The sequence below is a fragment of the Cupriavidus cauae genome (genome assembly GCF_008632125.1).
GTDB classification, from domain to species: Bacteria; Pseudomonadota; Gammaproteobacteria; order Burkholderiales; family Burkholderiaceae; genus Cupriavidus; species Cupriavidus cauae.
Genome location: NZ_VWRN01000035.1, coordinates 43,018 through 59,272, shown reverse-complemented (window position 1 = coordinate 59,272; position 16,255 = coordinate 43,018). Strand labels below are relative to the sequence as shown.

Annotated in this window: 13 protein-coding genes; 11 read left to right on the top strand and 2 right to left on the bottom strand. The window is 69.9% G+C overall.

Going from position 1 to position 16,255, the window contains the following annotated elements; genetic code table 11:
- The first annotated feature begins 8 nt into the window (after nt 1–8).
- The 6 genes from F1599_RS13825 (at nt 9) to fghA (ending at nt 6,756) form a co-directional block, all read left to right on the top strand.
- On the top strand, nt 9–401 hold the full coding sequence (locus F1599_RS13825; protein ID WP_006579898.1) for a RidA family protein: 393 nt from the start codon (nt 9–11) through the stop codon (nt 399–401).
- Between the two features lie 181 nt (nt 402–582).
- Nucleotides 583–1,944, top strand: coding sequence for a GntP family permease (locus F1599_RS13820; protein WP_149318135.1), 1,362 nt, complete (start codon nt 583–585; stop codon nt 1,942–1,944).
- An 88-nt stretch (nt 1,945–2,032) separates the two neighbouring features.
- Nucleotides 2,033–2,992 (top strand): aldo/keto reductase, encoded by a 960-nt coding sequence (locus F1599_RS13815; protein WP_150083438.1) that lies wholly within the window; start codon nt 2,033–2,035, stop codon nt 2,990–2,992.
- A gap of 25 nt (nt 2,993–3,017) precedes the next feature.
- Entirely contained in the window at nt 3,018–4,520 is a 1,503-nt protein-coding gene (locus tag F1599_RS13810; protein WP_150083437.1) for an NTP/NDP exchange transporter, read from the top strand.
- 249 nt (nt 4,521–4,769) lie between these two features.
- On the top strand, nt 4,770–5,876 hold the full coding sequence (locus F1599_RS13805; RefSeq protein ID WP_150083436.1) for an S-(hydroxymethyl)glutathione dehydrogenase/class III alcohol dehydrogenase: 1,107 nt from the start codon (nt 4,770–4,772) through the stop codon (nt 5,874–5,876).
- A gap of 19 nt (nt 5,877–5,895) precedes the next feature.
- On the top strand, nt 5,896–6,756 hold the full coding sequence (gene fghA, locus F1599_RS13800) for an S-formylglutathione hydrolase (RefSeq protein ID WP_150083435.1): 861 nt from the start codon (nt 5,896–5,898) through the stop codon (nt 6,754–6,756).
- A gap of 137 nt (nt 6,757–6,893) precedes the next feature.
- Here fghA and F1599_RS13790 read toward each other — a convergent pair whose 3' ends face one another.
- Nucleotides 6,894–7,886 carry a GlxA family transcriptional regulator gene (locus tag F1599_RS13790; RefSeq protein WP_149318130.1) on the bottom strand — a complete coding sequence of 331 codons (993 nt, stop codon included), beginning with the start codon at nt 7,884–7,886 and terminating at the stop codon, nt 6,894–6,896.
- 203 nt (nt 7,887–8,089) lie between these two features.
- Here F1599_RS13790 and ybaL point away from each other — a divergent pair, with 203 nt between their 5' ends.
- On the top strand, nt 8,090–9,922 hold the full coding sequence (gene ybaL / locus F1599_RS13785) for a YbaL family putative K(+) efflux transporter (RefSeq protein ID WP_150083434.1): 1,833 nt from the start codon (nt 8,090–8,092) through the stop codon (nt 9,920–9,922).
- Nucleotides 9,923–9,944: 22 nt separating this feature from the next.
- Here ybaL and F1599_RS13780 read toward each other — a convergent pair whose 3' ends face one another.
- On the bottom strand, nt 9,945–10,982 hold the full coding sequence (locus F1599_RS13780) for an AraC family transcriptional regulator (protein WP_150083433.1): 1,038 nt from the start codon (nt 10,980–10,982) through the stop codon (nt 9,945–9,947).
- A gap of 236 nt (nt 10,983–11,218) precedes the next feature.
- Between F1599_RS13780 and F1599_RS13775 the strand changes: the two genes are divergently transcribed.
- The 4 genes from F1599_RS13775 to F1599_RS26235 are packed head-to-tail and all read left to right on the top strand — an operon-like array spanning nt 11,219 to nt 16,238.
- Entirely contained in the window at nt 11,219–12,352 is a 1,134-nt protein-coding gene (locus F1599_RS13775) for an acyl-CoA dehydrogenase family protein (RefSeq protein WP_149318127.1), read from the top strand.
- Nucleotides 12,353–12,407: 55 nt separating this feature from the next.
- Nucleotides 12,408–13,931, top strand: a complete 1,524-nt coding sequence (locus tag F1599_RS13770; protein WP_150083432.1) for a CoA-acylating methylmalonate-semialdehyde dehydrogenase — start codon at nt 12,408–12,410, stop codon at nt 13,929–13,931.
- A 40-nt stretch (nt 13,932–13,971) separates the two neighbouring features.
- A complete protein-coding gene (gene mmsB / locus F1599_RS13765) occupies nt 13,972–14,871 on the top strand; it encodes a 3-hydroxyisobutyrate dehydrogenase (RefSeq protein ID WP_150083561.1) in 900 nt (299 codons plus the stop codon).
- A 17-nt stretch (nt 14,872–14,888) separates the two neighbouring features.
- Nucleotides 14,889–16,238, top strand: a complete 1,350-nt coding sequence (locus tag F1599_RS26235; RefSeq protein WP_223819654.1) for an enoyl-CoA hydratase/isomerase family protein — start codon at nt 14,889–14,891, stop codon at nt 16,236–16,238.
- Nucleotides 16,239–16,255: the final 17 nt, after the last annotated feature.

Genomic DNA, 16,255 nt, shown 5'->3' with positions numbered 1-16,255 from the left:
GAGTCTTCATGGATATCCAACGCTTTGGCGTCGAAGGCGGCACCGGCACCGGCGGCCAGCACATGCCGTTCGCACGCGCGGTCGCTGCCGACGGCTGGCTGTATGTGTCCGGCCAGGTGCCGATGGTCGATGGCGAGGTCGTCGACGGCGGCATCGTCGCGCAGACCCACCAGGCCATCAGGAACGTGCTGGCGATCCTGGCCGAGGCCGGCTACGGCCCCGAGCATGTGGTCCGCTGCGGCGTCTGGCTCGACGACGCACGCGACTTCGCCTCGTTCAACAAGATCTTCAAGCAGTATTTCGGCGCCAATCCGCCCGCGCGTGCCTGCGTGCAGTCGAGCATGGTGGTCGACTGCAAGGTCGAGATCGACTGCATCGCCTACAAGCGTCCGGGCGGCTGAATCGGCGGAATCCGCTGATTCAGCCGATTCGCCGATTCCGCGCATTGCCCTGATCCCGCGGATACAGGCGGATACAGCGAATCCAGGCCGCCTCCCCTTCCCTTTTCCCAACCGGGCCGCGCCAGCGGCCTCTTTCATACGCCGCGGCGCCGACCGGCCCCGCGCACCCCAAGGAGACAACATGGTCCCAGTCACCGGAACCACGCTGTTGCTGTATGCGCTGATCGCCGTGATCGCGCTGGTCGTGCTGATCGCGCGATTCAAGCTGAACCCCTTCATCACGCTGGTGGTCGTCTCTGTGCTGCTCGGCTTCTCGGTCGGCATGCCGATGAACGAGATCGTCAAGTCGTTCGAGGCCGGCGTCGGCGGCACGCTCGGCCATATCGCGCTCGTGGTGGGCCTGGGCACGATGCTCGGCAAGATGATGGCCGAGTCCGGCGGCGCCGAGCGCATCGCGCGCACGCTGATCGCCTTCTTCGGCGAGAAGAACGTGCACTGGGCGATGGCGACCATCGCCTTCATCGTCGGCCTGCCGGTGTTCTTCGAGGTCGGCTTCGTGCTGCTGATCCCGATCGCCTTCAATATCGCGCAGCGCACCGGCACCTCGATGGTCAAGGTCGGCATCCCGATGGTGGCCGGCCTGTCCGTGGTGCACGGCCTGATCCCGCCGCATCCGGCGGCACTGCTGGCGGTGACCGCCTACGGCGCCGACATCGGCCGCACGATCCTGTACGCGCTGATCGTGGGCATCCCCACCGCGGCGATCGCCGGTCCGATCTTCGCGAAGCTGATGGACCGCCATATCAAGCTGCCCGCCGACAACCCGCTGGCGGCGCAGTTCATCGAGGAAGCCGACGACACCGCGCCGGCCCAGGCGCTGCCGGGCTTCGGCATCACGGTCTTCACGATCCTGCTGCCCGTGATCCTGATGCTGATCGGCAGCGGCGCCGACCTGGTGACGACGCCGAAGACCTGGGCCAACGACTTCCTCAAGCTGATCGGCAACTCGGTGATCGCGCTGCTGATCGCCGCGCTGGTCAGCTTCTACACCTTCGGCAAGGCGCGCGGCTTCAATCGCGAGGCGATCCTGCGCTTCACCAACGAATCGGTGGCGCCCACGGCGATCATCACGCTGGTGGTCGGTGCCGGCGGCGGCTTCGGCCGCATCCTGCGCGACTCGGGCATCTCGAATTCGATCGTGGAAGTGGCCACCGGCGCCAACGTCTCGGTGCTGGTGCTCGGCTGGCTGGTCGCCGTGATGATCCGCATCGCGACCGGCTCGGCCACCGTGGCGATGACCACCGCGGCCGGCATCGTCGCGCCGATCGCGGCGAGCGTCCCGGGCACGCGCCCCGAGCTGCTGGTGCTGGCCACCGGCGCCGGCTCGCTGATCCTGTCGCACGTCAACGACGCGGGCTTCTGGCTGGTCAAGGAGTACTTCAACATGACCGTGGCGCAGACGTTCAAGACCTGGACCGTTTGCGAGACGATCATTTCGGTGGTGGCGCTGCTGCTGACGCTGGGGCTGGCCACCGTGATCTGAGCGGGAGGAAGGCCGCGGCGGCGGCTGTGCCAAATCGGCGCGTCTTACCTACAATGGCCGGGAAGTTGCCGGCTCGCCAGGAGACGCCATGCCCATCGATCGTCGCCGCTTCCTTGCCTGCTCCGCCGCGCTGGCGGGCACGCTGACGTCCGCCGCACGGGCCCAGCCCGGCCAGGCATCGGCCTCCGCGTCCGCAGCCCCCGGCACGCCGGCCGCGGGCGGCTGCGCTGGCCCGCTGCGTCGCGCCATCCCCGGCACGCGCGAAACGCTGCCGGTGATCGGCCTGGGCACCGCCGACACCTTCGACGCGCCGACGCAGGGCCTGCAGCAGAGCCCGCTGTCCGAGGTGATGTCGCTGCTGCTGCGGATGCCGGGCGCCGTTCTCGATACCGCGCCCAGCTATGGTGCCGCGGAGGCCGTCACCGGCGAATTGTTGCGCCTGCACAATGGCCGCGGGCAGGTCTTCCTCGCCACCAAGATCTCGGCATCAAGCAGCAGCGCGCCGGCGCAATGGGCGCGCTCGCAGCAGGAGCTGGGCAGCGACACCGTCGACCTGCTGCAGGTCCACAACCTGATCGACTGGGAAGAGAACCTGCGTTTCCTGCGCCGGCTGCAGGAACAGGGCAAGACCCGCTATATCGGCGTGACCCACTATCGCGCCGATGCGCACGAGCGGCTCGAGCAGATCGTGCGCAGCGAAAAGATCGACTTCGTGCAGATCAATTACTCGCTGGGCGAGCGCGAGGCCGAGCGCCGGCTGCTGCCGCTGTGCCGGCAGCGCGGCATCGGCGTGCTGATCAACCGGCCGTTCCAGGACGGGCGGCTGTTCCGCGCGGTGCAAGGACGCCAGCTGCCGCCGTGGGCGGCCGAGCTCGATTGCAGCAGCTGGGGCCAGCTGTTCCTCAAATTCATCGTCAGCCATCCGGCGGTGACCGCGGCGATTCCGGCGACGTCCAATCCCCGCCATATGCGCGACAACCTCGGCGCGGCGCTCGGCCGCATGCCGGACGCGCAGCAGCGCGAGCGCATCGCGGCGCTGCTGACCTAGCGCCCGTCCACCGCAATCGCCGGGCATGGCAGCCGCCCCGCCTCCGCACCCCAACCCTGGCCACGGCCCCGGCCGCCTCGGCGCGCTCGGCATCCGCCCGGGCGAACACGCGGCCGTAGTCGCGGCATTCGGCTTCTTCTTCTGCCTGTTCGCCAGCTACTTCATGCTGCGGCCAGTGCGCGAAACGATGGGCATCGCCGGCGGCGTGCAGAACCTGCAATGGCTGTTCACCGCGACCTTCGTCGTGATGCTGGCCGCGATTCCGCTGTACGGCCTGTGCAGCTCGCGGCTGCCGCGGCGGCGCTTCGTGCCCTGGGTCTATGCCTTCTTCATCGCCAATCTGCTGGCCTTCGCGCTCGCCACGCGCGCGCGGCCCGACGATGTCTGGCTGGCGCGGGTGTTCTACGTGTGGCTGTCGGTGTTCAATCTGTTCGTGGTGTCGGTCGCGTGGAGCCTGATGGCGGACGTGTTCCGCCCCGAACAGGCGCGCCGGCTGTTTCCGGTGATTGCGGCGGGCGCCAGCGTCGGCGGGCTGACCGGGCCGCTGCTGTCGGGATGGCTGGTCGGGCCGATCGGGCTGACCGGGCTGATGCTGCTGTCCCCCGTGCTGCTGGCGGCGACGCTGCCGGGTTGCGCGTGGCTGTTCCGGTGGCGGGCGCGGGCCGGGGCCGGTGCCGCGGCCGGTGCCGCAGCCGGTACTGCGATCGGTACCGCAACCGGTACCGCAACCGGTGTCGCGACCCGGGCCAGGGCTGACATTGGCGCCGGGTCCATCGCGCCGCGCGATGCCGCGGCGAGCGCCGCACCCACGCACCATGCCGGCCCCGCGCGCGACGATCCGCGCGATCCCATCGGCGGCAGCCTGCTGGCCGGCCTGACGCTGATCGCCCGCTCGCGCTATCTGCTCGGCATCGCGCTGTTCGTGATCCTGCTGTCGACCGCCAGCACCTTCCTGTACTTCGAACAGGCGCGGCTGGTCGCGGAGACTTTCCCCGACCGCACCGAGCAGACGCGCGTGTTCAGCGCGATCGACGCGATCGTGCAGGCCGCCACCATCGCGATCCAGCTGTTTTTCTCCGGCCAGATCGCGCGGCGCTACGGCGTGACCGCGCTGCTGACGGTGGTGCCCCTGGCCGTGGCGGGCGGCTTCGTGCTGCTGGCGATCTGGCCGGTGTTCGGCGTGCTGGCCGGCGTGATGGTGCTGCGCCGCGTCGGCGAGTACGCGCTGGTGCGGCCCGGCCGCGAGATGCTGTTCACCGTGGTCGATGCCGAGACCAAGTACAAGGCCAAGAACGTCATCGACACGATGGTCTACCGCGCCGGCGATGCGGTCAGCGCCTGGGTCAAGACCGGCATCGACGCGCTGGCCGGCCATCCGGCGGTGGTCGCCCTGACCGGTGCCGTGCTGGCCCTGGTCTGGGGCTTGCTTGGGTGGTGGCTGGGCCGGCGCCACCAGGGCGCCGCCGACCTGCCGGCGCGGACAGCGACCGCCACGGCCGAGGCCGCGGCCCGCATGCCGGGCCGCTAGCCCTCGCATTCGGCCAAAATGGCGGCTTGCGGGGCCAAGCGGGCAGCATTGCCCCGCCGTGCCGATGCCGCAGGCATTACAGTGTCGGCCGAACCCCGTGGAGCCGAGCGGTGCTGGGTGGTGCCGCGCGGTGCCGTGCGATAACGCGCGATGCCGCTACTGCCGCTGCTGCCGCTGCTGCCGGCCCCGCGTCCGCCATCGATCGAACCCGCCACGCGCCCCGCGCGTCGCCACCTTAGGAAAGCCGCCATGAAAACCAAAGCCGCCGTCGCCTGGAAAGCAGGCGCCCCGTTGACCATCGAGGAAGTCGACCTGGCCGGACCGCGCGCCGGCGAGGTGCTGGTCGAGATCAAGGCCACCGGCATCTGCCATACGGACTACTACACGCTGTCGGGCGCGGACCCCGAGGGCATCTTCCCCGCCATCCTCGGCCATGAGGGCGCCGGCATCGTGACGGAGGTCGGCCCGGGCGTGACCTCGCTGAAGCCGGGCGACCACGTGATCCCGCTCTACACGCCCGAATGCCGCCAGTGCAAGTTCTGCCTGTCGCGCAAGACCAACCTGTGCCAGGCGATCCGCGCGACCCAGGGCAAGGGCCTGATGCCGGACGGCACCTCGCGCTTCTCGCTCGACGGCAAGCCGATCTTCCACTACATGGGCACGTCGACCTTCGCCAATCACATCGTGGTGCCGGAGATCGCGCTGGCCAAGATCCGCGACGACGCGCCGTTCGACAAGGTCTGCTATATCGGCTGCGGCGTCACCACCGGCGTCGGCGCGGTGCTGTTCACGGCGAAGGTCGAGGCCGGCGCCAATGTGGTGGTGTTCGGCCTGGGCGGCATCGGGCTGAACGTGATCCAGGGCGCGAAGATGGTCGGCGCCGACAAGATCATCGGCGTCGACATCAACCCGAACCGCGAGGCGCTGGCGCGCCAATTCGGCATGACGCACTTCGTCAATCCGAACGAGGTCGAGAACGTGGTCGACCATATCGTGCAGCTGACCGACGGCGGCGCCGATTACTCGTTCGAATGCATCGGCAATACCAAGGTCATGCGCCAGGCGCTGGAGTGCTGCCACAAGGGCTGGGGCAAATCGATCATCATCGGCGTGGCCGAGGCCGGCGCCGAGATCTCGACCCGTCCGTTCCAGCTGGTGACCGGCCGCGAGTGGAAGGGCTCGGCCTTCGGCGGCGCGCGCGGCCGCACCGACGTGCCCAAGATCGTCGACTGGTATATGGACGGCAAGCTGAACATCGACGACCTGATCACGCACACGCTGCCGCTGGAGCGGATCAACGAGGGCTTCGACCTGATGAAGCGCGGCGAGTCGATCCGTTCGGTGGTGCTGTACTAAGGCCGGAGGCGCGACGCTCATGCTCGAACTGCTCTCCGAGCACGGCTGCTTCGGCGGCGTGCAGCGCTTCTACCGGCATGCATCGACCGCGGTCGGCCTGCCGATGCGCTTCTCGGTCTTCCTGCCGCCCGCGGCGCTGGCCGGCGTCGGCACGCCGCGGCCGGCCCTGATCTATCTGGCGGGCCTGACCTGCACCGAAGAAACCTTCATGATCAAGGGCGGCGCGCAGCGGCTCGCCGCGCAGCTCGGCCTGATCCTGGTTGCGCCCGATACCAGCCCGCGCGACACCGGCATCGCGGGCGAGGCGGACGAATGGGACTTCGGGGCGGGCGCGGGCTTCTATCTGGACGCGACGCAGGCGCCGTGGAACGCGCACTGGCGCATGGAAAGCTATGTCGCCGGCGAGCTCTACGATCGGGTGGTCGGCGAACTCGGCGCCGACCCGCGGCGCATCGGCATCTTCGGCCATTCGATGGGCGGCCACGGCGCGCTGGTGCTGGCGCAGCGCCATCGCGAGCGCTTCCGCTCGGTGTCGGCGTTCGCGCCGATCGCCGCGCCGTCGCAATGTCCCTGGGGCGAGAAGGCGTTCAGCCGCTATCTCGGCGACGATCGCGCGCAATGGCTGCAGTACGATGCCAGCGCGCTGATGCAGGCGCAGCCCACCGCGCCCTTCCCCGGCGGCATCCTGATCGATCAGGGGCTGGCCGACAAATTCCTCGCCGACCAGCTGCATCCCGAGGCCTTCGAGGCGGCCTGCGCCGCGGTCGGCCAGCCGCTGACGCTGCGGCGGCATCAGGGCTACGACCACGGCTACTACTTCATCTCCACGTGGATGGAGGACCATCTGCGCCATCACGCGGCGCAATTGCAGGACGGCTGACCGGGCGGTGGAAGGCGCTTCGGCGTTTCGGTGCTTGAGCGCTGCGGTGCTTGGGCGCTGCGGTGCTTGGGCGCTGCGGTGCTTCAGCGCTTCGGTACTTGAGCGCTTTGGTGCTTGGGTGCTTGGGTGCTTGGGCGCTACGCCGCCGCGCCAAACCGCTGGCGATAGTCGCGCGGCGTGATGCCCAGATGGCGCAGGAAGGCGCGCCGCAGCGCTTCGTCGGAACCGAAGCCGCTGCGCGCGGCCACCGCCTTCAGGGGCAGCTCGCCCTGCTCCAGCAGGCGGCGTGCCGCTTCGAGCCGCGCCGATTCGATGAAAGCGGTCGGGCTCGCCCCGGTCTCGCGCGCGAACACACGGCGGAAATTGCGCTCGCTCATCGCGGCCCGCGCCGCCATCTCGCTCATCGTGAACGCGCGGGTCAGGTCGCGCAGGATCCAGTCCTGGACCTCGCGCACGCCGGCGTGGCCGGTGGTCTGGCTGGCCAGATGCACGCTGAATTGCGACTGGCCGCCCGGACGCTTCAGGAAGACCACCAGCTCGCGCGCCAGATCGAGCGCGATCTCGCGTCCGAGGTCCTCTTCGACGATGGCCAGCGCCAGGTCGATGCCGGCCGTGACGCCGGCCGAGGTCCACAGCCGGCCCTGGCGCACGAAGATCGCATCGGGATCGACCGCCACCGCGGGATAGCGCTGCCGCAGCAGCGGCGCCACGCTCCAGTGGGTGGTCGCGCGCTTGCCGTCGAGCAGACCGGCGGCGGCCAGGAAGAACGATCCCGAACACAGCGCCACCAGCCGGCCGATGCGCGGGGCCACCGCGCGCGCCCACGGCACGATCTCCCCCGCTTCCTGCAACGCCCCTTCGATATCGCGCGCGCCGACGATCACCGCGGTGTCGGGCAGCAGCACCGTGTCGAGCCGCGCGGTGGCCTCCAGCGTCATCAGCGTGTCCGAACGCACCGGGCCCACACGCGTCGAGACGATGCGCGTCCGATAGGCCGGCGGCTGGCCGCGCCGGGCCAGCTGCAGGTTGGCATAGTCGAACACCGTCATCGGTCCGACCGCCTCCATGGCCTTGAAGCCGGGATAGACGACGAGATCGATCTGATGGGGTGCGGGGGACGGCTGGGACATGAAGCGGGAACGGCGGGCAGCCCGCGGAAACGAACCGCAGGAGGGACCGCGATCTTTGGAAAACGAGCGAAGGCGACAGTGTAAACGACGCCCCGTTGCCGCCCGTGCGGGGAGCCCGGCCGCATCCGCTTGCTATCATGGACTGCAGACCGTTGCGCCACCGATCCCCCGATCACCCCTGATCACTTCGCTGCGAGCCGCCCGTGCCCCATGAAGTCAGCCTGATCACCACCATCGCCGCCGGCCTCGGTCTGGCGCTCGTCTTCGGCTTCATCTGCGCTCGCCTCGGCGCGCCGGCGCTGGTCGGCTATCTGCTGGCCGGCATCGTGATCGGCCCGGCCACGCCGGGCTTCGTCGCCGACATGGCGCTCGCCGGCCAACTCGCGGAAATCGGCGTGATGCTGCTGATGTTCGGCGTCGGCCTGCACTTCTCGCTGGAAGACCTGCTGTCGGTGCGCGGCATCGCGCTGCCGGGTGCGATCGTGCAGATCGCCTTCGCCACCGCGCTCGGGGCCGGCGTGACGCGGCTATGGGGCTGGCCGCTGGCCGACGCGCTGGTGTTCGGCCTGTGCCTGTCCGTCGCCAGCACCGTGGTGCTGCTGCGCGCGCTGGAGCAGCGCGGCACGCTCGATTCCGTCAACGGCCGGATCGCGGTCGGCTGGCTGGTGGTCGAGGATCTGGTGATGGTGCTGGTGCTGGTGATGCTGCCCGCGCTGGCCGAGGTGTTCGGCACCGTGCCGTCGGGCCAGGCCGCGGCCATCGCGGCGGGCGGCAACGGCGCCGTGCCGCCCGATGCCGGCGCGTCGCTATGGGCGACGGTGGGCGCCACGCTGGGCCGCGTCGCGGTCTTTATCGCGCTGATGCTGCTGGTGGGCCGCCGCGTGTTTCCATGGCTGCTCTGGCAGGTCGCCCGCACCGGCTCCAACGAACTGTTCACGCTGTGCCTGGTCGCGGCGGCGGTCGGCATCGCCTACGGCTCGGCGGTGCTGTTCGGGGTCTCGTTCGCGCTCGGCGCCTTCTTCGCCGGCATGGTGCTGCGCGGCTCGGCGCTGAGCCATCGCGCTGCGCAGGAGACGCTGCCGCTGCGCGACGCCTTCTCGGTGCTGTTCTTCGTCTCGGTCGGCATGCTGTTCGACCCCCGCGTGCTGCTCGACGCGCCGCTGCAGGTCGTTGCCACGCTGGCCATCGTGATCGTCGGCAAATCGCTGGCCGCGCTTGCGCTGGTGCTGACGATGCGCTATCCGCTGAACACCGCGCTGACGGTGTCGGCGAGCCTCGCGCAGATCGGCGAGTTCTCGTTCATCCTGGCCGGGCTCGGCGTCACGCTCGGCATGCTGAGCCCGCAGGGACACAATCTGGTGCTCGCCGGCTCGTTGATCTCGATCGCGCTCAATCCGCTGGTGTTTCGCACCGTGGAGCCGCTGCAGCGCTGGATCCGCGCGCGCTCCGAACTGGCGCGCAAGCTCGAGCGCAGCGCCGATCCGCTGGCCGAGCTGCCGGCGACGGTCGATCAGGCGCTGCTGACGCGGCAGGTGGTGCTGGTCGGCCACGGCCGTGTCGGCCGCCGTATCGTCGGGGCGCTGCGCGCGCATGGCGTGCCGGTGGTAGTGGCCGACCAGAACCGGGAGATCGTCGAGGCGCTGCGCGCGCAAGGCGTGCCGGCGGTATCGGGCGATGCGGCCGAACCGTCCGTGCTGATCCAGGCCCATATCGCGCGCGCCGGCATGCTGGTGATCGCCACGCCCGATACCGTCGGCGTGCGGCGCATGGTCGAGATCGCCCGCACGCTCAATCCCGGGATCCGCATCCTGGTGCGCACGCACAGCGAGGACGAGGCCGCGCTGCTGCTGAAGGACCGCGTCGGCGAGGTGTTTCTCGGCGAGCAGGAACTGGCGACGGCGATGATCCGGCGCGTGCTGGAGAGCGCGCGGCAGGACGCCGCCGCGGCCGTCGATGCCAGCGCGAAGGGCAGCGTGAACAACGGCGCGAACCGCGGCGCCGACACCGGCGACCGGCGCGCCGACGCGCCGCACTGATCCCGTCCGCCGCGCCGCGCCCTCAGTCCGCGGCGGCATGCATGCCGCGATAAACCCCGGGCCGCAGCCCGGTCCAGCGCCGGAACGCCCGATGGAAGGCGCCGGGCTCGGCAAACCCCATCTCGGCGGCGATCTCGGTGATCGGCAAGTCGGTATGACTGAGCGCCTCGATCGCCAGGTCGCGCCGCAATTCGTCCTTCAGCTGCTGATAGGTGGCGCCCTCTTCCATCAGCCTGCGCCGCAGCGACGAGGCCGACAGATGCAGCGCCGCCGCCAGCGCCTCGAAGGTCGGCCACGCATCCGGCCGCGACTGCCGCAGCAGCCGGCGCACGCGCGCCACCACGCTGCTGCGGTCCGAGTACTTGACCACCACGTTATGGGGCGCGTCGCGCAGGAAGGCCTTGACGCTGCGCTCGTCGTGCCGCACTGGATGTTCCAGCCACGCGGCGTCGAAGATCAGCGCGGAGCAAGGCGCATCGAACGCGAGCTGGCGCGAATACATGACACGGTACTCGGCGCTGTAGTCGGGCTCGGGATAGCGGAAGGCGGCCAGCCGCACCGGCACGCGCCGCCGCGCCAGCCAGCACATCAGCCCGTGCAGCATGATCAGCAGCGTCTCCTGCGCGAACACGCCGGGGTGGCGGCGCGATGGCTCGGTCAGCACCAGCGCGGCGCGCTCGGGGCCGGCGCCGGGCGCGTCGCCATCGTAGCGGCGCAGCAGCTGCACGCCGATATCGTCGAGCAGCAGGCCGAAGCCGCGCGCGACGCGGTCGAGCCCCTGCCCCACGGTGCGGCTGCCGGCCACCGCATGGCACAGCAGCGCGAAGCTGCCGGGCTTCATCGCGCGCGAGTCCTGACCGAAGAACTCGTCGCCAAGCGCCGCCGATACCGCCAGCCACAGCCCGCTGTAGCTCGCCGCGGACACGCGCGCCTGCGCGACCGCCAGCATCGCCGGCGCGATACCGGCGGCGCGCAGCACCGGCTCCGGATCGATGCCGCGCGAGCGCAGCCCGGAAATCGCATGGTGGACAAAGCAGATCGCGACGCTACCTTTTTCCATCGGCACGCGAGGCAGTAACGGGACGCAACAGCAAAGGCATGGAGACGATCCGTAAGGTGGTCGGGATGCCGGCTGCCGCCGTCACGGCAAGCGGCGGGCAGTGGCAAATCAGTTCAGCACAGTTGGCGGATTTTGGCATAGCGCGCGCCGGCATCGCCTTTCTACACTGCCGTCATTCCACGACCGCACCACGACGACGCACCACGACGACCCCGCAACCACGCGACCACAGCGCCATGTACAGCGAATACACCGAGCAGCAACGCATGATCCGCGACACCGCGCGCGCCTTCGCCGAGGAACGGCTCAAGCCCAACGCCGCGCAATGGGACCGCAGCGGCCAACTGCCCGACGAGATCGTCGCCGAGATGGGCGCGCTCGGTCTGCTCGGCATGATCGTGCCCGAGCAATGGGGCGGCACCTATACCGACTACATCGCCTACGCGCTGGCGATCGAGGAGATCGCCGCCGGCTGCGCGGCCTGCGCGACGCTGATGAGCGTGCACAGCTCGGTCGGCTGCGGCCCGATCCTGCACTACGGCAGCGAGGCGCAGAAGCAGCGTTATCTGCCGGCGCTGGCCAGCGGCGAGCTGATCGGCGCGTTCTGCCTGACCGAGCCGCAGGCCGGCTCCGAGGCGCACAACCTGCGCACGCGCGCGCGGCCGACCGACGACGGCTGGGTCCTGTCGGGCAACAAGCAGTTCGTCACCAACGGCCAGCGCGCCGGCATCGCCATCGTCTTCGCCGCGACCGAACCGGAGCGCGGCAAGCGCGGATTGTCTGCTTTCCTCGTTCCGACCGACACGCCGGGCTTTCACGTCCATGCCCCCGAGAAGAAGCTCGGCATCCGTGCTTCGGACACCTGTGCGATCACGCTGGAGGACTGCGTCGTGCCGCACGACGCGCTGCTCGGCGACACCGGCGAGGGCCTGCGCATTGCGCTGTCGAATCTCGAAGGCGGCCGCATCGGCATCGCCGCGCAGGCGATCGGCATCGCGCGCTCGGCCTTCGATGCCGCCTGCCGCTATGCCGGCGAACGGGTGCAGTTCGGCCGGCCGCTGCGCGAGCATGCGCCGATCGCCAACATGCTGGCCGACATGGCGACCGAGCTGAACGCGGCGCGCCTGCTGGTGCATCGCGCCGCGCGCATGCGCAGCGACGGCCAGCCCTGCCTGTCCGAAGCCTCGCAGGCCAAGCTGTATGCGTCGGAACTGGCCGAACGGGTCTGCTCCAAGGCGCTGCAGATCCATGGCGGCTACGGCTACCTCGAGGACTACCCGGTCGAGCGGCACTACCGGGACGCGCGCATCACCCAGATCTACGAAGGCACCAGCGAGATCCAGCGGATGCTGATCGCCCGCTCGCTGTAGTTCGCGCCTCGCCTTTCCTGACGACTTGCACGACCAGACAAACGATGGAGACACCATGACCACACAGCCCGCCACCGACACCGCGATTCCGACAGTCAAGCTGCTGATCAACGGCGAATGGGTCGAATCGGCCGCCACCGAATACCGCCAGGTCGTCAATCCGGCCACGCAGCAGGTGCTGGCGCGCGTGCCGCTGGCCACGCAGGCCGAGGTCGACGCCGCCGTCGGCGCGGCGCAGCGCGCCTTCGCCAGCTGGCGCCATACGCCGATCGGCGCGCGGCTGCGCATCATGCTGAAGTACCAGGCGCTGATCCGCGAGCACAGCAAGCGCATCGCCGCGATGCTGACCGCCGAGCAGGGCAAGACGCTGTCCGACGCCGAGGGCGACATCTTCCGCGGCCTCGAGGTGGTCGAGCACGCCGCCTCGATCGGCACGCTGCAGCAAGGCGGCTTTGCGGAGAACGTGGCGGCGACCGTGGACACCTACACGCTGCAGCAGCCGATCGGCGTGTGCGTCGGCATCACGCCGTTCAATTTCCCGGCCATGATTCCGCTGTGGATGTTCCCGATGGCGATCGTCTGCGGCAATACCTTCGTGCTCAAGCCCTCCGAGCAGGACCCGCTGTCGACGATGGACCTGGTGGCGCTCGCGCTCGAAGCGGGCGTGCCGCCCGGCGTGCTGAACGTCGTGCATGGCGCAAAGGACGTGGTCGACGCGCTGTGCACGCATCCCGATGTCAAGGCAGTGTCCTTCGTCGGCTCGACCGCGGTCGGCACCCACGTCTACAACCTGGCCGGCAGCCACGGCAAGCGCGTGCAGTCGATGATGGGCGCCAAGAACCATGCCGTGGTCTTGCCCGACGCGCACAAGGAGCAGACGCTGAACGCGCTGGTTGGCGCCGCCTTCGGCGCGGCGGGCCAGCGCTGCATGGCGACGTCGGTGGCGGTGCTGGTCGGCGCGGCACGCGACTGGGTGCCCGAGCTGATCGCCAAGGCCCGCACGCTGAAGGTCGGCGCCGGTGCCGAGCCCGGCACCGATGTCGGACCGGTGGTGTCGGTCGCGGCGAAGCAGCGCATCCTGGGCCTGATCGAGGCCGGCGTGAAGGAAGGCGCGACGCTCGCGCTCGATGGCCGCGAGGTGAGCGTGCCGGGCTATCCGGACGGCAACTTCATCGGGCCCACCGTATTTACCGACGTCACCACCGAGATGTCGATCTACACGCAGGAGATCTTCGGGCCGGTGCTGGTGGTGATCGGCGTCGACACGCTCGACGAGGCGATCGCGCTGGTCAACCGCAACCCCTTCGGCAACGGCACCGGCGTGTTCACGCAGAGCGGCGCCGCGGCGCGCAAGTTCCAGAGCGAGATCGACGTCGGCCAGGTCGGCATCAATATCCCGATTCCGGTGCCCGTGCCGTATTTCAGCTTCACCGGCTCGCGCGGCTCGAAGCTGGGCGACCTCGGCCCCTACGGCAAGCAGGTGGTGCAGTTCTACACGCAGACCAAGACCGTGACGGCACGCTGGTTCGATGACGAGACCGTCAACCAGGGCGTCAATACCACCATCGCGCTGCGCTGAAACCGGCAACGCACAGGAGACCTCGATGCAGCAGACCTCGATGCATATCGCCTTCATCGGCCTGGGCAACATGGGCGCGCCGATGGCGCGCAACCTGCTGAAGGCCCGCCACACGCTGACGGTATTCGACCTGAACGCGCAGGCGCTGGCCGCGTTGCGCGAAGCCGGCGCCAGCGGCGCCGATTCGCCGCGGCAGGCGGCCGCGGAAGCCGATATCGTGATCACGATGCTGCCGGCCGCGGCCCATGTGCGCGGCGTCTACACCGGCGAGAACGGCGTGCTGGCCGGCGTGCGTCCCGGCGTGCCGCTGGTCGATTCGAGCACGATCGATCCGGCGACGGTACGCGAACTGGCCGCGCTGGCCGCGCGTCAGGGCAATCCGTTCGCCGACGCGCCGGTGTCCGGCGGCACCGGTGGCGCGCAGGCCGGCACGCTGACCTTCATGGTCGGCGCCGAGGCGGCGCTGTTCGAGCGGCTGCAGCCGGTGCTCTCCGGCATGGGCAGGAACGTGGTCCGCTGCGGCGACACCGGCACGGGCCAGGTCGCGAAGATCTGCAACAACCTGATCCTGGGCATTTCGATGATCGGCGTATCCGAGGCGATGGCGCTTGGCGCCCGGCTCGGCATCGACACCACGGTGCTGGCCGGCATCGTCAACACCTCGACCGGGCGCTGCTGGTCCTCCGACACCTACAACCCCTACCCCGGCGTGATCGACACCGCGCCGGCCGCGCGCGGCTACAGCGGCGGCTTCGGCGCCGAGCTGATGCTCAAGGACCTGGGGCTGGCCAACGATGCCGCGCGCGCGGTGCGGCAGCCGCTGTTCCTCGGCGCCCTGGCGCAGCAGCTGTATCAGGCGATGTGCCAGCGCGGCGATGGCCAGCTCGATTTCTCGGGCGTGATTCGGCAATACCTGGATGCCGATGGAGGGACGGCGTGAACGCAAGGGCCGAAACCATGCCGCACGCGGTGGATGCCAAGGGCACAGACGAGGTCCGCTTCGACGTCATCAATCGCGTCGGGCTGGTCACGCTGAACCGGCCGCGCCAGCTCAATGCGCTGTCGTATCCGATGATCCTGGCGCTGCGCGAACGACTGCGGCAATGGGCATCGCGGGACGATGTCGTCGCCGTGGTGCTGCGCGGCGCAGGCGACAAGGCGTTCTGCGCCGGTGGCGATATCCGCGCGCTGTACGACAGTTATCGCGACGACATGGCGGGGCGTGGCGGCAACGATGGCGAACCGCTGTACCGCCGCTTCTTCGTCGACGAATACCAGCTCGATTTCGAACTGCACCGCTATCCCAAGCCGGTGGTCGCGCTGATGGACGGCATTGTGATGGGCGGCGGCATGGGGCTGGCGCAGGCCGCGCGGCTGCGCATCGTCACCGAACGCGCGCGCGTCGCGATGCCGGAGACCGGCATCGGCCTGGTGCCCGATGTCGGCGCCAGCCACTTCCTGTCGCGCATGACGCCCGAGCTGGCGCTCTATGTGGGCCTGACCGGGGTGACGCTCGGCGCGGCCGACACGCTGCTGTGCGGGCTCGCGGATGTCGCGGTCGACAGCGCCGCCTTGGCGGACTTGGAGGCGACGCTGGCCAGCATCGACTGGTCCGGCTGCGCCTGGCCCGGCAACGGCGACACGGTGCTCGCAACCCTGCGCCGCGCGCTGGTCCCCGCATCGCCGGTCACCGCGGCCGACGCCCCGCTGCTGAAGGTCCTGCCCGCCCTGCTGCGGCATTTCCGCGCCGACGCGACGCCGGCGGCGATCCTGCAGGGGCTCGCGGGCGAGCAGGATGCCTGCTGCACGGACCGGGCGGAGCGCGCCGACCGGGCCGACCGAGCTGATCGCGCCGACCAAGCCGACCGGGCCGACCGAGCCGACCGGGCCAACCGAGCTGATGGCGCCGACCGAGCCGATGGTGCCGACCGAGCCGATGACGCCGACCGCACCGGTGGCTCCGATGGTCCCGAAAGGGCCGAATGGGCCGAATGGGCCGCCAAGACCGCCATGCTGCTGCGCGGGCGCTCGCCCCTGATGACGGCGGTCACGCGCGAACTGCTGCTGCGCGGCCGCCGGCTGGACCTGGCCGACTGCTTTCGCATGGAGCTCGACGTGGTCTGCCACGCCTTCACCGACGGCGATTTCATCGAGGGCGTGCGCGCGCTGATCGTCGACAAGGACCAGACCCCGCACTGGCGGGTCGGCAGCCATGACGAGGTCGATCCCGATGCGGTACGCCGGTTCTTCGTATCGCCGTGGCAAGGGGAGCGGCACCCGTTGGCATCGCCCGCCTTGACTTGCTGATTCCCCCGCTCGCGCGG